The organism is Streptomyces sp. NBC_01017 (assembly GCF_045162795.1).
GTDB lineage: Bacteria > Actinomycetota > Actinomycetes > Streptomycetales > Streptomycetaceae > Streptomyces > Streptomyces machairae.
The window spans coordinates 8586113-8607305 of the sequence record NZ_CP108683.1 but is presented as its reverse complement, the minus strand read 5'-3'; the positions used below and the strand labels follow the sequence as shown (position 1 = coordinate 8607305).

17 protein-coding genes are annotated in these 21193 nt (G+C 69.2%); 3 read left to right on the top strand and 14 right to left on the bottom strand.

Annotated elements, in window-relative coordinates; translation table 11 throughout:
* Positions 1–26: 26 nt before the first annotated feature.
* The 8 genes from aroC to OG331_RS39520 all read right to left on the bottom strand — a co-directional run bounded on the left by aroC (position 27) and on the right by OG331_RS39520 (position 8457).
* The gene (aroC, locus tag OG331_RS39555; RefSeq protein ID WP_362381212.1) at positions 27–1211 is read right to left on the bottom strand and encodes a chorismate synthase; all 1185 of its coding nucleotides are present in this window, start codon (positions 1209–1211) and stop codon (positions 27–29) included.
* Between the two features lie 185 nt (positions 1212–1396).
* Positions 1397–1735 (bottom strand): hypothetical protein, encoded by a 339-nt coding sequence (locus tag OG331_RS39550; protein ID WP_406205832.1) that lies wholly within the window; start codon positions 1733–1735, stop codon positions 1397–1399.
* A 51-nt stretch (positions 1736–1786) separates the two neighbouring features.
* A complete protein-coding gene (locus tag OG331_RS39545; protein WP_406205829.1) occupies positions 1787–2626 on the bottom strand; it encodes a shikimate dehydrogenase in 840 nt (279 codons plus the stop codon).
* Positions 2607–4346: an endolytic transglycosylase MltG gene (gene mltG / locus OG331_RS39540; protein ID WP_406205827.1), complete on the bottom strand. Its 1740-nt coding sequence runs from the start codon at positions 4344–4346 to the stop codon at positions 2607–2609. Before mltG ends, OG331_RS39545 begins: the two co-directional genes overlap by 20 nt.
* A gap of 124 nt (positions 4347–4470) precedes the next feature.
* Entirely contained in the window at positions 4471–4935 is a 465-nt protein-coding gene (ruvX, locus tag OG331_RS39535) for a Holliday junction resolvase RuvX (RefSeq protein ID WP_328884543.1), read from the bottom strand.
* A 35-nt stretch (positions 4936–4970) separates the two neighbouring features.
* The gene (gene alaS, locus OG331_RS39530; protein WP_406205824.1) at positions 4971–7643 is read right to left on the bottom strand and encodes an alanine--tRNA ligase; all 2673 of its coding nucleotides are present in this window, start codon (positions 7641–7643) and stop codon (positions 4971–4973) included.
* Complete coding sequence (locus tag OG331_RS39525) at positions 7643–7993, bottom strand: hypothetical protein (protein ID WP_406205821.1); 351 nt, start codon at positions 7991–7993, stop codon at positions 7643–7645. The genes alaS and OG331_RS39525 overlap by 1 nt, the downstream gene beginning before the upstream one ends.
* A gap of 8 nt (positions 7994–8001) precedes the next feature.
* Complete coding sequence (locus OG331_RS39520) at positions 8002–8457, bottom strand: DUF948 domain-containing protein (RefSeq protein ID WP_328428987.1); 456 nt, start codon at positions 8455–8457, stop codon at positions 8002–8004.
* 164 nt (positions 8458–8621) lie between these two features.
* Between OG331_RS39520 and OG331_RS39515 the strand changes: the two genes are divergently transcribed.
* Positions 8622–10778, top strand: a complete 2157-nt coding sequence (locus OG331_RS39515) for an ATP-binding protein (protein WP_406205818.1) — start codon at positions 8622–8624, stop codon at positions 10776–10778.
* Between the two features lie 28 nt (positions 10779–10806).
* Here OG331_RS39515 and rpsD read toward each other — a convergent pair whose 3' ends face one another.
* The 5 genes from rpsD to OG331_RS39490 all read right to left on the bottom strand — a co-directional run bounded on the left by rpsD (position 10807) and on the right by OG331_RS39490 (position 16013).
* The gene (gene rpsD, locus OG331_RS39510; protein WP_147997166.1) at positions 10807–11421 is read right to left on the bottom strand and encodes a 30S ribosomal protein S4; all 615 of its coding nucleotides are present in this window, start codon (positions 11419–11421) and stop codon (positions 10807–10809) included.
* Positions 11422–11724: 303 nt separating this feature from the next.
* The gene (locus tag OG331_RS39505; protein WP_406205815.1) at positions 11725–13080 is read right to left on the bottom strand and encodes a replication-associated recombination protein A; all 1356 of its coding nucleotides are present in this window, start codon (positions 13078–13080) and stop codon (positions 11725–11727) included.
* A 45-nt stretch (positions 13081–13125) separates the two neighbouring features.
* Positions 13126–13791, bottom strand: a complete 666-nt coding sequence (locus OG331_RS39500) for a vitamin K epoxide reductase family protein (protein ID WP_406205813.1) — start codon at positions 13789–13791, stop codon at positions 13126–13128.
* Between the two features lie 239 nt (positions 13792–14030).
* A complete protein-coding gene (gene hisS / locus OG331_RS39495) occupies positions 14031–15293 on the bottom strand; it encodes a histidine--tRNA ligase (RefSeq protein ID WP_406205810.1) in 1263 nt (420 codons plus the stop codon).
* Positions 15294–15305: 12 nt separating this feature from the next.
* A complete protein-coding gene (locus tag OG331_RS39490; protein ID WP_328428983.1) occupies positions 15306–16013 on the bottom strand; it encodes an MBL fold metallo-hydrolase in 708 nt (235 codons plus the stop codon).
* Between the two features lie 180 nt (positions 16014–16193).
* On the opposite strand from OG331_RS39490, the gene OG331_RS39485 reads away from it, so the two are divergent.
* Together OG331_RS39485 and OG331_RS39480 are read left to right on the top strand one after the other, a co-directional pair.
* Complete coding sequence (locus OG331_RS39485) at positions 16194–17039, top strand: peptidylprolyl isomerase (RefSeq protein ID WP_406205806.1); 846 nt, start codon at positions 16194–16196, stop codon at positions 17037–17039.
* Positions 17040–17174: 135 nt separating this feature from the next.
* Positions 17175–18404, top strand: coding sequence for a DUF349 domain-containing protein (locus OG331_RS39480; protein ID WP_406205803.1), 1230 nt, complete (start codon positions 17175–17177; stop codon positions 18402–18404).
* A 66-nt stretch (positions 18405–18470) separates the two neighbouring features.
* Here the strand turns inward: OG331_RS39480 and relA are convergent, their stop codons facing one another.
* On the bottom strand, positions 18471–21005 hold the full coding sequence (gene relA, locus OG331_RS39475; RefSeq protein WP_406205801.1) for a GTP pyrophosphokinase: 2535 nt from the start codon (positions 21003–21005) through the stop codon (positions 18471–18473).
* Between the last annotated feature and the right edge of the window lie 188 nt (positions 21006–21193).

Below are 21193 nucleotides of genomic sequence, written 5' to 3'. Positions count from 1 at the left end.
GACGAGGACGACCACGGGTGCTGCGCTCACCGGATGGCCAGGTTGTCGAGGTACGAGGTTACGTTGCGGCGGGTCTCGGTCACCGAGTCGCCGCCGAACTTCTCCGCCACCGCGTCCGCGAGGACGAGCGCCACCATGGCCTCGGCGACGATACCGGCGGCCGGGACCGCGGACACGTCGGAGCGCTGGTGGTGGGCCTGCGTCGCCTCACCCGTGGTCACGTCCACGGTCTGCAGGGCGCGCGGCACGGTCGCGATCGGCTTCATCGCGGCGCGGACCCGCAGCAGCTCACCGGTGGTGAGGCCGCCCTCGGTGCCGCCGGAGCGGCCGGAGACGCGGCGGATGCCCTCGGGTGTGTTCACGATCTCGTCGTGCGCCTTGGAGCCGGGCACCCGCGCCAGCTCGAAGCCGTCGCCGAGCTCGACACCCTTGATCGCCTGGATGCCCATGAGCGCGCCGGCGAGACGGGCGTCCAGCTTGCGGTCCCAGTGCACATGCGAGCCCAGGCCGACGGGAACGCCGTACGCGAGGATCTCGACCACGCCGCCGAGGGTGTCGCCGTCCTTGTGGGCCTGGTCGATCTCCGCGACCATCGCCTTCGACGCGTCCGCGTCCAGGCAGCGCACCGGGTCCGCGTCCAGCTTCTCGACGTCGGCCGGCGTCGGGTACACACCCTGCGGCGCCTTCGCGGCGGCCAGCTCCACGACATGGCTGACGATCTCGATACCGGCCGTCTCCTTGAGGTACGACCGGGCGACCGCGCCCAGCGCCACCCGCGCGGCCGTCTCACGCGCGGAGGCGCGCTCCAGGATGGGCCGGGCCTCGTCGAAGCCGTACTTCTGCATGCCCGCGAGGTCGGCGTGGCCGGGGCGCGGGCGGGTCAGCGGCGCGTTGCGGGCGAGGCCGGCGAGGATCTCGGGGTCGATCGGGTCGGCCGACATGACCTGCTCCCACTTCGGCCACTCGGTGTTGCCCACCATGATCGCGACCGGGGAGCCCAGCGTCAGACCGTGCCGGACGCCACCGATGAACGTGACCTCGTCGCGCTCGAACTTCATGCGCGCACCGCGTCCATATCCGAGCCGGCGCCGGGCCAGGTGGTCCGCCACCATCTCCGTGGTGATCGGCACGCCGGCGGGAAGACCCTCCAGCGTCGCCACGAGTGCGGGACCGTGGGACTCCCCCGCGGTCAGCCAGCGCAACCTGCTCAACGGTGCTCCTCAGTGCTCGCGCCCTGGTACTGCCCTGCGTACGCGCGTCCTCGCGTACGTCGACGGCGTGACCAGGTGCGCGGCCCCGGCCCGCCACCTTCGATCCTCCCACGTCCCGGGCCGGTGCCCGGCCGCCGGTCCACCAGACGGACGGCCGGGCGGACAACGCCGGACAGCGGCGGAGATCACGCGGGACGGTTGCCCTGGGGCTGCTGAGGGGCGTACGCGCCGAGGAAATCGGCGCCGCTCGACTGCTGAGGCTCCGGCGTCCGCTGCTGCGGAGCGTACGGGCCCAGATGGTCGGCGCCTCGCCCCTGCCTGTGCTGAAGCGCCACCTGAACGGCCTGGCCCTGGCGCCTCGCACGCCGTCGGTCGATCTTGCGCTTCAGCTTGAAGACCCACGACCCGACGACGAGCAGCACGATCAGGACGAGCACCGGGATCTGCACCCAGTCCGGCATGAACTGCAGGACGATCTCGAATATTTCGCCCTTACCGGACGCCAGCGGCACACCAATGAACACTGCTTGTACTCCCCCTGGAACCGCTCCGCCCCCTGCGGAACCCAGCGGATCCTAGCGGTTCGCGAGAGCGCGCTCCCCCGCATTTCGCATGGCCTCAAGGGGCGCCGGGACGCGGCCCGTCATCTGCTCCACCTGCAGCACCGCCTGATGCACCAGCAGGTCGAGCCCACTGACCACGGCGCCGCCGTACATCGACCAGCGAGCCGCGAGGGCGGTCGGCCAGGGGTCGTAGAGCACGTCGAACAGGGTGGCCGGGCGCTCGGGTACGGCGGCGGCGAGGGCGTCCGTCGCACCGGCCGGGGTGGTCGCGATCACCAGCGGCGCCTGCAGCGCCCGGTCCGCTTCGGCCCAGTCCGCCGTACGGATCTCGACGTCGAGCCGCTCGCCCCACTGCCGCATCTCGGCGGCGCGGGCCTCGCTGCGTACGTACGCCACGACCTCGCCGGTACAGATGCGGGCGAGTGCGGCCAGTGCGGAGGACGCCGTGGCGCCCGCGCCGAGGATGGCCGCCGAGTCGACCTGTTCGATGCCGTGCTCCCGGAGCGCGGCGACCATGCCGGGGATGTCGGTGTTGTCGCCGACCCGACGGCCGTCCTCGGTCATGACGACCGTATTGACCGCCTCGACCGAGACCGCCGTCTCCGTGACCTCGTCGAGCAGCGGGATGACGGCCCGCTTGAGCGGCATGGTCAACGACAACCCGGCCCACTCCGGCCCCAGTTCCGCGACGAACCCGGGCAGCGCGGCCTCGTCGATCTCGAACCGGTCGTACGACCAGCCCGTCAGCCCCAGCTCCGCGTAGGCGGCCCGGTGCAGTACCGGGGAGAGGGAGTGGGCGATGGGCGAACCGAGCACAGCGGCTCGGCGGGCGTCAGTTGCCCCTGCTCTCATTGAACTTGTCCTTGAGCTTCAGGAAATCGTCGTGGGTCTTGGCGAATTCTGTCTTGTTCACGCCGTCGGTCGCCACGAAGTAGTACCAACCCTCGTTCGTCGGATTCAGCGTCCCCGTCAGTGCACCCTCACCCGGGTTGTCGATCGGACCGGGCGGCAGACCCTTCTGCGTGTACGTGTTGTACGGGTCCTGGTTGCGCTTGATCTCCGACTCACTGATATCGATGTTGCTCTGACCCTTCAGGTAATTGAAGGTCGAGTCGAACTGCAGGGCACCGTACGTCTCAGGGTTCGCGAGATCGAGGCGGTTGTAGACCACCTCCGCCATCTTGCGGTAGTCGTCGTTGGTCTTGCCCTCGGCCTGGACGAGGCTGGCGACCGTGATGACCTGCAGCGGGTTGTCGAGCTTGAGGGCCTTCGCCTTGGCCTCCAGGTCCAGCGCCTCGTACTTGTCGGCGGCCTGGGACACCATCTCCTTCAGGATCGCCTCGGGTTTCATGCCCTTCGCGGCGGCATAGGTGCCCGGGTAGAGGAAGCCCTCCAGCGGATCCTTGATCTCCTTGTTGCTGTTCGCCCAGCTCGGAAGCCCGAGGTTCTTGTATTTCTCCTCGGCGACCTTCTCGGTGGTCCCGGACGACAATTCGAGCTGTTCGTCGATCGCCTTGTAGACGCTCAAATTGCGCTCGCCCGGCCTGACCAGAACGTTGTTCTGACTGTCGGGGCTGAGCATCATCTCGACGGCACTCTCGGCGGACATCTGTTTCTTCAGCAGATAGGCGCCCGCCTGGATCTTGTCCCCGTCGGGATTCTCCTCCTGGGCGGCGACGAAGGCGTCGACGCTCTTCACGACGCCGGCCGCCTTCAGCTTCTGACCGATATCGGATCCGAACGCGCCCTTGGGGATCTCGACGCTCACCGTCTCGTTCGTGCCGTCACCCGCGAAGTCCGGCGCGTCGCCGAAACGATCCTGGTAAAACTGGTAACCGAAATATCCGACTCCGGCCACACCTGCGCCGAAGACCAGCACGACCACCAGGCAGGCCATGCCGCTGCGGCGCTTCTTGGGCTTCCCGCCACCCCGGCGGTCACCGCGCCCCCGGCCGCCGCCCGAGTCGTCGTCGGAGTCGCCGTCCTCGTCGTCGCCACCCGCGAAGAAGGCGTGTTCACCCTGGTCAGGGCCGGGGTCCCAGTCGGTCTCGGGTGGCTCCGGTTCGGCCTGCCGCCGACTCGGCGGCCCCGGTTCGGCCTGCCGACGGCTCGGCGGCTCCGGCGGCGGGTACGCGTCGGGCGTGCCGTAGTAGTCGTGCTGGTCGCCGCCGTACGACGCGGTCTGCTGCCCGTAGGGGTCCGCAGGGCCGGGGTACTGGACCTGCGGGTGGGAGCCGGTGGCCCAGCCGTTGTTGTCGTAGGCCTGCTGCCCGTGACCCGGGTACTGCTGCTGGTCGTACTGCTGGGGGTATTGCTGCCCCTGCTGCGGGTAGTGCTGGCCCTGCTGCTGGTACTGCTGCGGCTGACCGTATGAGGCCTGCTGGCCGTTGTCCCAGTCGCCGTAGTGCTGCGGCTGCTGAGGCTGCTGCTCCGGATAGTGCTGCGGCTGGCCGCCGTAGGCAGCCTGCTGGCCCGTGTGGGCCTGCTGCTGCCCTTCCCATCCGCCGTCCCCGTACAACGGGTCCTCCGGATGCCACGGTTCGGAGCCTTGGCCCCGGCCATACTCAGTCATCGATCCCCTAGAGCCGCGAGGCGGCGGTCACGCGGCTGCTGACGATCCGGATCCCGTCCCGCCTCTCTTTGTGCGCCGGCTGTTCGAACACCGGCGCATCGCGCGGAACGTTACCGTATCGCGATCAGATAACCACTTCGACGCTCTCTCCCGGTGCTTTACCTGACACCCGTTCGGATTCGAGCGCCTGCTGCAGGATGATCACAGCGGCGGCCTGATCGATCACCGACCGGCCCTTCTTCGACTTCACGCCAGAGGCACGCAGTCCCTGACTTGCCGTCACGGTCGTCATCCGCTCGTCCACGAGCCTGACCGGTACGGGCGCGATCATGCGGGCCAATTCCTGGGTGAAGCCCCGGACCTTGGCCGCGGCCGGGCCCTCGCCACCCTTGAGGGAGCGTGGGAGACCGACGACGACCTCGATCGGCTCGTACTCGTCGACGAGTTGCTTCAGGCGCCGGTGAGCTGCCGGGATGTCCCGGCCCGGGACCGTCTCCACCGGGGTGGCGAGGATCCCGTCGGGGTCACACGAGGCGACGCCGATGCGGGCGTCCCCGACGTCGACGGCCAGGCGACGGCCGCGGCGCATGCCGCGGCCGTCACCGCTCGACTGTGTGTCGGCGCTCACTTGGCCGATTCCGCCACGAGCCGCTCGACGGCGTCGACGGCATCGCCGACGGCGGCCGGGTTCTGGCCGCCGCCCTGGGCGACGTCCGGCTTGCCGCCGCCTCCGCCGCCGAGGGTCTTGGCGGCCGTACGGACCAGGTCGCCGGCCTTGAGGCCGCGCTCGCGGGCGGCCTCATTGGTGGCGATGACCGTGAGCGGCTTGCCGTTGTTGACGGTGAACAAGGCGACCACGGCGGCACGTCCGCCCTGAATGCGGCCGCGCACGTCGAGGACCAGCTTGCGCAGGTCGTCCGGCGTGGTGCCGTCCGGAACCTGGCCGGTGACGACGGCGATGCCACGGACGTCCTTGGCGGACTCGACGAGACCGGCGGCGGCCTGGAGCACCTTCTCGGCGCGGAACTTCTCGATCTCCTTCTCGGCGTCCTTCAGCTTGCCGAGCATGGCGGAGACCTTCTCCGGAAGCTCCTCGGGGCGGCCCTTGATCAGCTCCTGGAGCTGGGCGACGACCGTGTGCTCACGGGCGAGGAAATTATAGGCGTCCACGCCGACGAGGGCCTCGATTCGACGCACACCGGAGCCGATCGACGACTCGCCGAGCAGCTTCACCAGACCCAGCTGGGCGGTGTTGTGCACGTGCGTGCCGCCGCACAGCTCCTTGGAGAAGTCGCCGATGGTCACGACGCGGACGCGTTCGCCGTACTTCTCACCGAACTCGGCGATGGCGCCCTGCTTCTTGGCCTCGTCGATGCCCATGACCTCGGCGCGCACGTCGAGGTCGCGGGCGAGAACCTCGTTGATCTTCTGCTCGACGTCGGTCATCACGGCCGTCGGCACGGCGGACGGGGAACCGAAGTCGAAGCGGAAGCGACCCGGCTGGTTCTCGGAACCGGCCTGGGCGGCCGTCGGGCCGAGGGCGTCGCGCAGGGCCTGGTGGGTGAGGTGGGTGGCCGAGTGGGCGCGGGCGATGGCCGTACGGCGACGGCCATCGATCGAGGCGAGGGCCTTCGAGCCGACGGTGACCTCGCCGACCTGGACGACGCCCTTGTGGACGTACACGCCCGGGACCGGCTTCTGGGTGTCGCGGATCTCGATGACGGCACCGGTGTCGACCTTGATGCGGCCGGTGTCGCCGATCTGGCCGCCGCCCTCGGCGTAGAAGGGGGTGCGGTCGAGGACGATCTCGACCTCGTCGCCCTCGGTGGCGGCCGGGGAGGAGGCGCCGTCGACGAGGATGCCGACGATCGTGGACTCGCTCTCGGTGTCCGCGTAGCCGATGAAGTCGGTGGCGCCGGCCTGGTCGGCGATCTCGCGGTAGGCGCCGGTGCCGGCGTGGCCGGTCTTCTTGGCCTGGGCGTCGGCCTTGGCGCGCTCGCGCTGCTCCTTCATCAGACGCCGGAAGCCGTCCTCGTCCACGGACAGGCCCTGTTCGGCGGCCATCTCCAGGGTGAGGTCGATCGGGAAGCCCCAGGTGTCGTGGAGCAGGAAGGCCTTGTCGCCGGCGAGGACCTGGCCGCCGGAGGCCTTGGTCTCGGTGACGGCGGTGTCGAGGATGTTGGTGCCGGCCTTGAGCGTCTTGAGGAAGGCGTTCTCCTCGGCGAGAGCGACCTTCTCGATGCGCTCGCGGTCGGTGACCAGCTCGGGGTACTGCTGGCCCATCATCTCGATGACCGTGTCGATCAGGTCCTTGACGACCGGGCCGGTGGCGCCGAGCAGACGCATGTTACGGATGGCGCGGCGCATGATGCGGCGCAGGACGTAGCCGCGGCCCTCGTTGCCGGGGGTCACGCCGTCGCCGATGAGCATCACGGACGTGCGCATGTGGTCGGTGACCACGCGCAGGGAGACGTCCGAGTCGTGGGCGTCGCCGTAGGCCACTCCCGTCAGCTCGGTGGCCGTCTTGATGACGGCCATGGAGGTGTCGATCTCGTACATGTTCTGCACGCCCTGCAGAATCATGGCGAGCCGCTCCAGGCCGAGGCCGGTGTCGATGTTCTGGCTCGGAAGGTCGCCGAGGATCTCGAAGTTGTCCTTGCCGATGCCCTCGCCGCGCTCGTACTGCATGAAGACGAGGTTCCAGATCTCCACGTACCGCTCGTCGTTGACGGCGGGGCCGCCCTCGACGCCGAACTCGGGGCCGCGGTCGTAGTTGATCTCGGAACAGGGGCCGCAGGGTCCGGGGACGCCCATCGACCAGTAGTTGTCCTTCATGCCGAGGCGCTGGATGCGCTCCTTCGGCACGCCGACGACGTCGTGCCAGATCCGCTCGGCCTCGTCGTCGTCCTTGTAGACGGTGATCCAGAGCTTCTCCGGCTCCAGGCCGTAACCACCCTTGTCCTGGGGGCTGGTGAGCAGCTCCCAGGCGTACTTGATGGCGCCTTCCTTGAAGTAGTCGCCGAAGGAGAAGTTGCCGCACATCTGGAAGAACGTGCCGTGCCGGGTGGTCTTGCCGACCTCTTCGATGTCCGGCGTGCGCACGCACTTCTGGACGCTGGTGGCGCGGGCGTAGGGCGGCTTGACCTCACCCAGGAAGTAGGGCTTGAACGGCACCATGCCGGCCGGGACGAGGAGCAGAGTCGGGTCGTCCGCGATGAGCGACGCCGAAGGGACGACGGTGTGCCCGCGCTCCTCGAAGAAGCTCAGCCAGCGGCGGCGAATCTCGGCCGACTCCATCAGTGGTCCTCGTTTCGGTTGTGCGAGTACGTCGTCCTGTCGACGTACTTCGGGTCCTTGCGGTTCTCGATGGCGGCGTACCGCCGGGGTGCGGGGAGTTCCTGGTCGACGGGGGCGTTGATGCCCAGCGCGTCGCCCAGTTCCTCCTCCCGCTGCGCCATGTTGTCGCGGACGTCGAGGGCGAAGCCCACCGCGCGGTCCTTGAGCCGGTGACCGGCCTCGATCGCCTTGTTGGCCGCGGTCGCGGCGAGGCTCTCGGGGGTCAGCTGCTTCAGCTTCCGGTTGACCTTGGTGGTGGCCCACACACCGGCGGCAACGCCCGTGCTGAACCAGAACGTACGGCGGAACATGCTGGGTCTCAGTCCCTCTTTCCGCGGAGGTTTCGCTTGTCCCGTCGCGAGGCCGGAACCGTGCGGCCCACGATCACGGTACGCCGGGGCGCCTTGGCGGGCGCGTCGTCCTTGCGGCCGCCGAGGGCCCGGCGGACGCCGTAACCGAAGGCCGCGACCTTGACCAGGGGGCCGCCGAAGGTGGAGGCGACGGTGGTCGACAGTGCCGAGGCGTTCGACGTGACCTCCTGGACGTCGGTGGCGATCGCGTCGACCCGGTCGATCTGGGTCTGTGCGGAGCGCACCGCCGTGGAGGCCTCTGCCAGGAGCGGGACGGCCTGGTCGGTCACGTCCGCGACGAGCTTGGTGGTCGCCTTGAGCGTCTGGGCCAGCCTCACCAGTGCAACGGCGAGGAAGGAGACCAGGATCGCCCAGAAGACGGCCACCAGGATCCCGGCCACCTCTCCACCGGACACTGTGTGCACCCGCTCCCTGAAACGTGCCTCTACATCGGTCTACATCGAAAAAGTCGTGCACCGAGCCTATCGCGCCGGGGATGCCGCTCCACACCGGATTACCGCCCCGCGCGGAGCCGAGTCGCGAGAAGCGATTGTACGGACCGAACACGCTTCAGTACGCTCCGTATCCCATGCGGGATCAACAGCGCGCCCACTCCCCCGAGTCCGCCGGTCCGCCCCTGGAGCTCAGCACGTTCGTGGGCCGCTCGGCCGAACTCGCCGGACTGGCCGGGGCACTCGGTGCCGTGCGGCTGGTGACTTTGACGGGGGCGGGCGGCGTCGGCAAGTCACGGCTGGCGGCACGCGCGGCCTCGCGGTGCACGCCCGTCGACGGTGTGTGGCACGTGGACCTGGCGTCGGTGCGTGACCCGGAGTTCGTCGACTACGCGGTCGTGGAGGCGCTGGGGCTGACGGACCACACGACCCGCCTGCCCCACGAGACACTGCTGGCGCACCTCGCGGAGCGTCAACTCCTGCTGATCCTGGACGGTTTCGAGCACCTGGTGGACGCCTGTGCGGAGCTGGTGAGCGGACTGCTGCGCCGGCTGCCGGGCCTGAAGGTGCTCGCCGTGGGGCGCAGACCGCTGGGCGTGACGGGTGAGCTGCTGTTTCCGCTGGCGCCGCTCGGCGAGGACGAGGCGGTGGAGCTGCTCGTGGACCGGGCGGCCCAGCCCTCGGTGGTCGCGGCGGACGACGCGGACGTACGGGAGGTGTGCCGTCGCCTGGACGGGATCCCGCTGGCGATCGAGCTGGCCGCCGGGCGGCTGCGCATGCTGTCCCCGCGGCAGGTGCTGGAGCGGCTCGACGACCGGTTCCGGCTGCTGACCGGCGGCGGGCGGGACGGGTTGCCGCGCCATCGGACGCTGCGTACGGCGGTCGGCTGGAGCCATGAACTGTGCACGCCCGAGGAGCGGTTGCTGTGGGCGCGGCTGTCGGTGTTCGCGGGCCGGTTCGACCTGGAGGCCGTCGAGTACGTGTGCGGCGGCCAGGGCCTGCACTCCGACGACATCCTCGAAGTGCTCTCCCAGCTGCTCGCACAGTCCGTGGTCACGCGCGAGGAGACTCCGGCCGGCGTGCGCTACCGCATGCTGGACACGATCCGGGCGTACGGCGCCGACTGGCTGGCGGCGACCGGGGACGCGGCCCGGCTGCGACGCCGGCACCGCGACTGGTATCTGGGCCTGACGACCTGGTGCGAGCTGGAGTGGTTCTCACCGCGACAGGACGAGGTGGCCGCGCGGGTCGAGGCGGAGCTGCCGAATCTGCGCCGCGCCCTGGACCACTGTCTGAGCGAGCCGGACGACGCGCATCTGGGTCAGTACCTCGCGGGCTCCCTGTGGTTCTACTGGGTCGGCTGCGGCCGGCTGTCGGAGGGGCGGCACTGGCTGGAGCAGGCCGTGGCGCTGGACTCCGGTCATGAGCAGTCCCGGCTGAAGGCTCTGTGGGTGCTGGGCTATGTGGCGATCCTGCAGGGCGACACGGTGCCCGCCCTGGGGGTGCTGTCTCAGTGCCGTGAGGAGGCGGAACGTGCCGCCGACCCCACGGCGGTGGCGTACGCCGAGCATCGCACCGGTTGTCTGGCCCTGCTCTCGGACGACATGGAGCGTGCCGAAACGCTGCTGCGCTCGGCGCTCGGCCGCTATCAGGAGATCGGCGAGCTCAACAGCAATGTGCTGATGGGGCAGGTGGAGCTGGCGATGACGCGGGCGTTCCAGGGCGACCTGCCGGACGCGGTGCGGCTGTGCGAGGACGTCCGCCGGGTGTGCGAGGACCATGGCGAGCGCTGGGCGCGCTCCTACGCGCTGTACGTCCTGGCGTACGCCGCCTGGGCCGACGGCGACCTGCCCGGCGCCCGCGCGCTGCTGTCGGACTGCCTCGGCAGCGCCCACTCCTTCCACGACCTGCTCGGCTCGGTGCTGGCGGTGGAACTGTTGGCCCTGGTCACCGGTGCGGAGGGCGATTCCGTGGAGGCCGCGGTGCTGCAGGGCTCCGCGTCAGGCATGTGGCCGTCGGTGGGGCTGCCGCTGTTCGGCTCGGCGTGCTTCAACGCGCCGCACGAGCTGTGCGAGACGGCAGCTCGGGAACGGCTGGGCGACGAACGGTACGAGGAGTGCGCACGGCAGGGGGCGGCACTCGGCCGTGAGGAGGCGGTGCGCCGGGCCCTGGGACGGCTGCCGTCGGACGGCGTTCCGTCGCCGCGGGGCCCGGTACGGCATGTCACGGCGACCGTGGCCATGCGAAAGCCCGCCGCCTCCCCCACCCGGAAGGGCGGGGAGACGACGGGCTGAGGCGCAGAAGCCTACGACCGCTGAAGGATCAACGGGCGTAGTACTCGACGACGAGCTGCTCGTCGCAGATCACCGGGATCTCCTTGCGGTTCGGCTCACGGTCCAGGCGGAACGCCAGGGCCTTGAGGTTCACCTGGAGGTAGCGCGGGGTCTCACCGTCGGGGGCGAAGCCACCCTCGCGGGAGATCGAGAAGAGGGTCTTCTCGCGGCTGCGCTCACGAACCATCACGACGTCGTCGGGCTTGACGCGGAAGGACGGCTTGTCGACCTTCTGGCCGTTGACCTCGATGTGGCCGTGCACGACCATCTGACGGGCCTGGTAGATGGTGCGGGCGATGCCCGAACGCAGGACCAGGGCGTCGAGACGACGCTCGAGCTCGATAATCAGGGCCTCACCGGTCTTGCCCTGAACCTTGGAGGCACGCTCGTAGGCGCGGACGAGCTGGCGCTCGGACACGTCGTACTGCGCACGCAGACGCTGCTTCTCCAGCAGACGGACCTTGTAGTCCGAGTTCTGCTTGCGGCCACGGCCGTGCTCACCCGGCGGGTAGGGACGGGCCTCGAAGTACTTGACGGCCTTCGGGGTCAGCGCGATGCCGAGGGCACGCGACTTCTTGACCTTGGGGCGGGACTGATTCGCCACTGCTTCTCATTTCCTTGTTCTCGGCTTGTCAGGGTTGAGGGAGGTCGCATCCGCAGCCGGGGAAACCCTTGAGGTCCGAGAACCTGCCGGGCAGCCGCTCCCCTGGTCTGGGCACATACGTGCAGCACGCGAGTGGCCCACCGACCGTTCTCGTCGTGCGACGAGTGGTGGTGGGCTGCCCGCGACACCGAATCGACGGTGCGCGACGCTCCTGGAGCCGACCTTCGAGGAAGACCGGGCTCCGGCTGACCGTCCCGTTCTGACTGCACGGGACACAGCACTGCCACGGATTCTACAGGGTGCTCAGGACCGCTTCCGACCGAGGTGTTTCCTGGTCCACTCCACCGCGTCCGCGTACCGCGCCTCGGCGCCGTGCCGGGTCGGGGTGTAATACTCGCGGTCCTTGAGGGCGTCCGGGGCGTACTGCTGCTCGGCGATGCCCTCGGAGAGGTCGTGCGGGTAGACGTACCCCTGCGCGTGCCCGAGCTTGGCGGCGCCCTTGTAGTGCCCGTCACGCAGGTGGGGCGGCACGGGGCCCGCCATGCCCTTGCGTACGTCGTCCATGGCGGCGCCGATCGCGGTGGTCGCGGCGTTGGACTTGGGCGCGAGGGCGAGGGCGATGGTGGCGTGGCTGAGAGTGAGGGCGGCCTCGGGGAAGCCGATCATGGCGACGGCCTGGGCGGCGGCGACCGCGATCGGCAGGGCGTTCGGGTCGGCCAGGCCGATGTCCTCGCTCGCGGAGATCATCAGACGGCGGGCGATGAAGCGGGGGTCCTCGCCGGCCTCGATCATCCGGGCCAGGTAGTGCAGGGCGGCGTCGACGTCGGAGCCGCGGATGGACTTGATGAGGGCGCTGGCCACGTCGTAGTGCTGGTCGCCGTCGCGGTCGTACTTCACCGCCGCCCGGTCGACCGTCTCCTCCAGTGTCTGGAGGCCGATCTGCGACTCGCCCTTGTCGAGCGCCGCCCCGGCTGCCGCCTCCAGGGCGGTCAGGGCGCGGCGGGCGTCGCCGCCGGCGATGCGCAGCAGGTGCTCCTCGGTGTCCTCGGGGAGTCCGACGGCGTCGTGCAGTCCCCGCTCGTCGCTCAGTGCCCGCCTCAGCAGGCCTCTGACGTCGTCGTCGGTGAGGGGTTCGAGGGTGAGCAGAAGGGAGCGGGACAGCAGGGGGGAGATGATCGAGAAGTACGGGTTCTCGGTGGTCGCCGCGATCAGGGTCACCCAGCGGTTCTCGACGGCCGGGAGGAGGGAGTCCTGCTGGGCCTTGCTGAAGCGGTGGATCTCGTCGAGGAAGAGGACGGTCTCCTTGCCGAAGCCGCCGGTGGCACGCCGGGCGCCCTCGATGACCGCGCGGACCTCCTTCACCCCGGCGGTGATGGCGGAGAGCTCGACGAAGCGCTTGTTGGTGGCCTTGGAGACCACGTACGCCAGGGTCGTCTTGCCGGTGCCGGGCGGGCCCCAGAGGATCACCGAGGACGGTCCGGCGGGCCCGCCGCCGGACTCGCCGACGAGTCTGCGCAGGGGCGAGCCCGGTTTGAGCAGGTGCTGCTGGCCCACGACCTCGTCCAGGGTGCGCGGGCGCATGCGCACCGCCAGGGGACTTCCGGCTGGGTCCTTCTCCTGGCGTTCTTCTGCTGCGGCGGTGAACAGGTCGGGCTCCACGTGGGAAACCCTAATTCACCCCACTGACATCGACGTCCGAGCGGGTCAGGCGGCCCAGAGCTGGCTGCCCCAGCGGGTCAGGATCAGCATGACGATGACACCGCAGTGCGTCACCGGGAGCACCCAGGTGAACTCGGCGAGGAAGTTCTTCAGCGGACGCGGCGCGGGCAGGAAGCCGTTGCGGACGTTGAAGGAGGTCACGTACCAGAACATCGTGATCGTCGCGGCCCAGGCGAGCGAGCACCACAGGCACAGCGCGTTGATGTTGTACAGCGACTGGAACATCAGCCAGGTGCAGAAGGCGACGCCGAAGAGGGTGCCGACGTTGAAGGTCAGCCAGTACCAGCGCGGGAAACGGGCGCGGGTGAGCAGGCTCATACCGACGCAGATGACCATGCCGTAACAGACCAGGCCGAGCATGGGGTTGGGGAAGCCGAAGACGGCCGCCTGCTTGCTCTCCATGATGCTGCCGCAGGAGACGATCGGGTTCAGGCTGCAGCCGGGTGTGAAGGTCTTCCCGTCGACCTTCGCCTCGAGGATCTTGAACTTGTCGATCGTGATGACCCACGCGGCAAGCAGTCCGGCCGCGCCGGTGATCACCAGCATCAGGGCGAACGCACGGCTGCTGCCCGCCGAACCGGGCGACGCCTCGGCACGCTCCGGCTCGGGCTCGAGCTCGGTGGAGACGTCTTTGACTGTCGTCTTGCTCATCACGCCGATTCCGTCACTTGAGACTTGGAGTTTCTCCGGACAGGGCACATTGTGCCGTACACGCACGCCCTCCCACCGTTCGCTGGGGATAAGGAAATACGCGCGACTGTCCCGAGGCGCACGGTTCAGGACACCGTCGGGACGACGTCAGGGCCCTTCAGGGGGCCCGCAGGTGCCTTCATGACGGCAAAAGAGCGGACACCGAAGCGGTGCCCGCCCTTTCCCGAACTTTTCCGAACTCAGCCCAGTCGGGCTTCCAGTTCGGCCACGATCTCGTTGACGCCGACGGCGGCCTGCTCGCCGGACTCCATGTCCTTGAGCTGGACGACGCCCTCGGCGAGGTCGCGCTCGCCGGCGACGATCGTGTAGCGGGCGCCGCTGCGGTTGGCGTTCTTCATGGCGCCCTTGAGGCCCTTGCTGCCGTACGAGAAGTCCGCCGCGATGCCGACCTTGCGCAGCTCGGTGACCTTCGCGAACAGCACCCGGCGAGCATCCTCGCCGAGCGGGACCGCGAACACACTGGTGGACGACGGGAGTTGGAGCTCCACTCCCTCCGCCTCCAGGGCGAGCACCGTGCGGTCGACGCCGAGCGCCCAGCCGACGGACGGCAGCGCGGGGCCGCCGATCATCTCGGACAGCCCGTCGTAGCGGCCGCCGCCGCCCACCGCGGACTGGGAACCCAGACCGTCGTGGACGAACTCGAAGGTCGTACGCGTGTAGTAGTCCAGGCCGCGCACCAGCTTGGGGTCGTCCTCGAAGGCGACGCCGGCCGCCGTGATCAGCTCGCGGACCTCCTCGTGGTACGCCTTGCAGGCGTCGCAGAGGTAGTCGCGCAGCAGCGGGGCGTCCCCGAGCTGCTTCTGGACCGACTCGCGCTTGTCGTCGAGGACGCGCAGCGGGTTGATCTCCGCCCGGCGCAAGGTGTCCTCGTCCAGGTCCAGGCCGCGCAGGAAGTCCTGGAGCGCGGCCCGGTAGACCGGACGGCACTCCTTGTCGCCCAGGCTGTTGAGCAGGATGCGGAAGTTGCTCAGGCCCAGCGAGCGGTAGGCCTGGTCGGCCAGGATGATCAACTCGGCGTCCAGCGCCGGGTCCTCGGCACCGATCGCCTCGGCGCCGACCTGGGAGAAGTGCCTGTAACGGCCCTTCTGGGGGCGCTCGTAGCGGTAGTAGGAGCCGGAGTACCAGAGCTTGACCGGCAGGTTGCCCGCCTTGTGCAGGTTGGCCTCCAGGGCCGCGCGCAGGACCGAGGCCGTGCCCTCGGGGCGCAGGGCGAGCTTGTCGCCGCCCTTGGTCTCGAAGGCGTACATCTCCTTGGTCACGATGTCGGTGGACTCGCCCACGCCGCGTGCGAACAGCTCGACGCTCTCGAAGCCGGGCGTCTCGATGTAGCCGTAGCCGGAGTTGCGCAGGGGAGCCGCGATCGCCTCACGGACGGCCAGGTACTTGGCGGAGTCCGGCGGGATCAGGTCGTACGTGCCCTTGGGTGCTTGAAACGTGCTCACGGAAGTCTCTCGTCACATTCCTCGTCGGGGAGCTTCGGGGGCTCCCGGGCCGGCGGCCACCTGCCGCAGATAGGGGTTGGTGGCGCGCTCCTGGCCGATGGTCGTCTGGGGGCCGTGGCCGGACAGCACCACGGTCGAGTCGTCGAGCGGCAGGCACACGCGGGCCAGCGAGTCGAGGATCTCGGCCATGTCACCGCCGGGCAGGTCGGTGCGTCCGATGGAGCCGGCGAACAGCAGGTCGCCCGAGAACAGGATCGGCGGGATGTCCGCCGCCTCGGGCAGGCCGAAGGTCACCGACCCCTTGGTATGGCCGGGCGCATGCGCGACGGTGAGCTCCATCCCCGCCAGCGCCAGCTTCGCGCCGTCGGTCAGCTCCTTGACGTCGTCCGGCTCCCCGACGGTCAGCTCGCCCATCAACTGCATGCCGATGGACCGGCCGAGCGCCTTCTCGGGGTCGCTCATCATGTACCGGTCCTCGGGGTGGATCCAGGCCGGTACGTCGTGCGCACCGCACACGGGGACGACCGAGGCCACGTGGTCGAGGTGGCCATGGGTGAGGACGACGGCGACGGGCTTGAGCCGATGCTTCTTCAGTGCTTCCTCGACTCCTGGGGCCGCTTCGTGGCCCGGGTCGATGATCACGCACTCCTCACCGGCGGCGGGGGCGACGAGATAACAGTTCGTCCCCCAGGCCCCGGCGGGGAACCCGGCAATGAGCACGATCGTCCTTCGTTTGTGTGGACACGGGTGGTTTGTCGGCGGGCTCCGCCTGACGTCAGAGCCTACCGGCGCTGCCGATTCCTCAGCGAACCCATATACGGTACGGGGCACACGCAGGCAGTCGGCTCACCGGACGCACGCGTACCGGTCGACACCCACGACGCATGAGGAGAGAACCCGGTGGTCAGCCAGGAACAGCGGCGGCGTCAGCTCGCCCGGGAGAAGTTCTTGCGGCAGCAGCAGCGGCGCACGTCCGCCCGGCGCAAATCGCGGATGCGCAACTCGGTGATCGCGTCGGTGCTCGGAGTGGTCGTCATCGGCAGCCTCGCGCTGTACACGACCGGGGTACTCAAGGACGACGGCACCAAGAAGGCGAACGCGGGCGCGGAGGTCAGCCCCACTCCGACCAGCAAGGCCCCGGACCCGTGCGAGAAGCCCGCCGCGGGCAAGGTCAGGACGGCGACCTGGAAGAAGGAGCCGGAGCTGACCGTCGACAAGTCGGCGAAGTACACGATGAAGCTCGCGACGACGTGCGGTGACATAGACATCGCCCTGAAGGCGTCGGCCGCGCCGCACACCGTGAACTCGTTCGACTTCCTCGTCGGCAAGGGCTACTTGGACCACTCCAAGTGCCACCGGCTGACCGACAGCGGCATCTACGTGCTCCAGTGCGGCGACCCGAAGGGCACCGGAATGGGCGGGCCGGGGTACACGATTCCGGACGAGAACCTCAAGGACAAGAGCCTCAAGGGAGGTGTGTACCCGGCGGGCACGGTGGCGATGGCCAACCAGTACAACGCACAGGCGAAGCAGGGGCGCAACACCGGGGGCAGCCAGTTCTTCCTCGTCTACCAGGACAGTCAGCTGCCGCCCGACTACACACCGTTCGGCACGGTGTCCGAGGCGGGCATGAAGGTTCTGAAGAAGATCGCGGATGCCGGAGCCCAGGCCGCGGACCCCACAACCGGCAACACCGCCCCCAACGCAACGGTCGTGATCAACAAGGCCACGGTCACGAAATCCTGAGCCTCAACTGCGAAATTTCGGTCGCGCGGGATGCGGACAGGCAACCCGCCGGTCGCCTATGTTGGCCGTGACGAAACTGTGGACGATGCCCGGGGGAAAACAAGCCCCTCGCAGGCATCATGTGGAGGAGGCGCTGTGAGCAGCGACCCGTGGGGCCGCGTCGACGAGACGGGGACCGTGTACGTGCGTACGGCCGACGGCGAGCAGGTTGTCGGCTCTTGGCAGGCAGGCACTCCTGAAGAGGCGCTGGCCTATTTCGAGCGCAAGTACGAAGGCCTGGTTGTCGAGATCGGCCTCCTCGAAAAGCGAGTGAAGACCACCGACCTGTCGGCGAAGGACGCCCAGACCGCGATCGACCACATCCGTGAGCAGGTCGACGCCCATCACGCGGTCGGTGATCTGGACGCCCTGAAGACCCGGCTGGACAAGCTGGTCGAGACGGTCGGCAAGCGCCGCGAGGAGCGCAAGCAGCAGCGGGCGAAGCAGTCCGACGAGGCACGCCACGCCAAGGAGGCGCTGGTCACCGAGGCGGAGGAACTGGCGCAGTCCGACCAGTGGCGGGCTGCCGGTGAGCGGCTGCGTTCCCTGGTGGACACCTGGAAGGGCCTGCCGCGTCTTGACCGCAAGTCGGACGACGAGCTGTGGCACCGCTTCTCGCACGCCCGGTCGGCGTTCTCCAAGCGCCGCAAGGCGCACTTCGCGCAGCTGGACGCGCAGCGCGAGGAGGCACGCAAGACCAAGGAACGGCTGGTCGCCGAGGCCGAGTCGCTGTCCGGTTCGACCGACTGGGGTCTGACGGCGGCGCGCTACCGCGAGCTGATGTCGGAGTGGAAGGCGGCCGGCCGCGCCCAGCGCGAGCACGAGGACGACCTGTGGAACCGCTTCCGCGGTGCCCAGGACATCTTCTTCGCCGCCCGCAGCTCGGTCTTCGCCGAGCGTGACGCCGAGCAGTCGGAGAACCTGAAGCTGAAGGAGGAGCTGGCCGGCGAGGCCGAGAAGCTCCTGCCGATCGGCGACCTGAAGGGCACGCGTGCCGCCTTCCGCTCGATCAACGAGCGCTGGGAGGCCATCGGCCACGTGCCGCGCGACGCCCGCCCGAAGGTCGAGGGCCGGATGCACGCCGTCGAGCGGGCCCTCCAGGATGCCGAGGAGAACGAGTGGCGCCGGACCAACCCGGAGGCACGCGCGCGTGCCGAGGGGCTCACCGGTCAGCTCCAGGCCGCCGTGGACAAGCTGCGGGGCCAGATCGAGCAGGCGCGTGCGCAGGGCAACAACTCCAAGGCCGACAAGCTGGAGCGTGAGCTGGAGGGCCGCCAGGCGCTGCTGGACCAGGCTCTGAAGGGTCTCCAGGAGTTCGGCGGCTGACACCACAGCCCCAGACGACGAGAAGGGCCCCGTACATCGCGTACGGGGCCCTTCTCGTCGTCTGCCTTACGTCCGGTTGCGCGCCGACGTCACCCGGTACACGTCATAGACGCCCTCGACGCCCCTGACCGCCTTCAGGACGTGCCCGAGGTGCTTCGGGTCGCCCATCTCGAAGGTGAAGCGGGAGGTGGCGACGCGGTCGCGGGAGGTCTGGACGGCCGCGGAGAGGATGTTGACGTGCTGGTCGGACAGGACGCGCGTGACGTCCGAGAGGAGCCGGGAGCGGTCCAGGGCCTCGACCTGGATGGCGACCAGGAAGACCGAGGACTGGGTGGGCGCCCACTCGACCTCGAGGATGCGCTCGGGCTCGCGGGACAGGGAATCCACGTTCACACAGTCGGTGCGGTGAACCGATACTCCACTGCCGCGGGTGACGAAGCCCATGATCGGGTCGCCGGGGACCGGCGTACAGCAGCGGGCCAGCTTGACCCACACGTCCTCGACGCCCTTGACGATGACGCCCGGGTCTGCGCTGGAGCGGCGCTTGCGGCTGCGTCCGCGGGTCGGCGGGACCGACTCGTCGATCTCCTCCGTGGCGGCTTCCTCGCCGCCGAGGGCCTGGACGAGCTTCTGCACGATGTTCTGCGCGGAGACATGCCCCTCGCCGATCGCCGCGTAGAGCGCGGAGATGTCCGCGTAGCGCATCTCGTGGGCGAGCGTGACGAGCGAGTCGCCGGTCAGGATGCGCTGGATCGGCAGGTTCTGCTTGCGCATCGCGCGGACGATGGCGTCCTTGCCCTGCTCGATCGCCTCGTCGCGGCGCTCCTTGGAGAACCAGGCCCGGATCTTGTTGCGCGCGCGCGGCGACTTCACGAAGCCGAGCCAGTCGCGGGAGGGACCCGCGCCGGGGGCCTTGGAGGTGAAGACCTCCACCAGGTCGCCGTTGTCCAGGGTGGATTCGAGCGGTACGAGCCTGCCGTTGACCCGCGCTCCTATGGTGCGGTGGCCGACCTCGGTGTGGACGGCGTACGCGAAGTCCACCGGAGTGGCGCCCGCAGGGAGCGCTATGACGTCGCCCTTCGGGGTGAAGACGAAGACCTCGTTGCGGGACAGGTCGAAGCGCAGGGACTCCAGGAACTCGCCCGGGTCCTCGGTCTCCTTCTGCCAGTCGAGGAGCTGGCGCAGCCACGCCATGTCGTTGAGGTGGTCGTCCTTGCCCTTGCCGGACGACTTGGGCGCGTCGGAGCGCACCTTGGAGGCGCCGGCGACGGCCTCCTGCTTGTACTTCCAGTGCGCGGCGATGCCGTACTCGGCGCGGCGGTGCATGTCGAACGTACGGATCTGGAGTTCGACCGGCTTGCCGTTGGGACCGATGACCGTCGTGTGCAGCGACTGGTACATGTTGAACTTGGGCATCGCGATGTAGTCCTTGAACCGGCCGGGGACCGGGTTCCATCGCGCGTGCACGGTGCCGAGGGCGGCGTAACAGTCGCGGACCGTGTCGACAAGTACACGAATCCCCACCAGGTCGTAGATCTCCGCGAAGTCACGGCCGCGGACGATCATCTTCTGGTAGACGCTGTAGTAGTGCTTCGGGCGGCCGGTGACGGTCGCCTTGATGCGGGCGGCCCGCAGGTCCTGCTGGACCTCGTCGGTCACTATGGCCAGATACTCGTCACGCTTCGGGGCCCGCTCGGCCACCAGCCGTACGATCTCGTCGTACATCTTGGGGTAGAGGATCGCGAAGGCGAGGTCCTCCAGTTCCCACTTGATGGTGTTCATGCCGAGGCGGTGAGCGAGCGGCGCGTAGATCTCCAGCGTCTCGCGCGCCTTCTTCTCCTGCTTCTCGCGCTTGAGATAGCGCATGGTGCGCATGTTGTGCAGGCGGTCGGCGAGCTTGATGACCAGGACGCGGGGGTCCTTGGCCATCGCCACGACCATCTTGCGCACGGTCTCGGCCTGCGCGGCCTCGCCGAACTTGACCTTGTCGAGCTTGGTGACACCGTCGACGAGGAGCGCGACCGAGTCGCCGAAGTCACGGCGGAGCTGGTCGAGGCCGTACTCGGTGTCCTCGACGGTGTCGTGCAGCAGGCCCGCCATCAGGGTGGCCGGATCCATACCCAGCTCGGCGAGGATGGTGGTGACGGCGAGAGGGTGCGTGATGTACGGGTCGCCGCTCTTGCGCTTCTGACCGCGGTGCCAGCGCTCGGCGACCTGGTAGGCCTTCTCGATCTGGCGGAGCGTGGCGGTCTCGATCTTCGGGTCGTTGCTGCGCACTATGCGCAGCAACGGCTCCAGCACCGGGTTGTACGGGTTGGAGCGCTGGACGCCGAGACGGGCGAGGCGGGCACGGACGCGGTTGGAGGAGCCGGTGCGGGCGGGCTGGCCGGTGTTCGGGCGCACTGCCGGTGCCGGGCGCTCGGGCGGGGCGGGCTTGGGTCGCGTCTGCTCGGCCGGCTTGTCGACGGGCGCGGACTGGGCATGCTCGACCGCCCCACGCGCGTCGTTCTTCGCGTGCGGCGCGTTGGGCGCCGGCTTCGCCGCGGGCGCCGAGGCGGACTCGGGCTTGGCGGCGGTCAGGTGCTGGGCCTCGTCTGGCAAGAGGACTCCTCGTGCGCGATCCGGGTCCCCCGGTCAGGCTCCGGAGATCCCATGGTAGCGATCCTGCGCCCCGGCATCGCCTGCAGCCGGATGTGAGGACCGTCTACCGGAGAAACGCAAGGGGCTGCCGTCGGATTCCGCGGGGCCTGTCAGGACGGTGTCCGGACGGTGGCGTGGGGGTTGCGCAG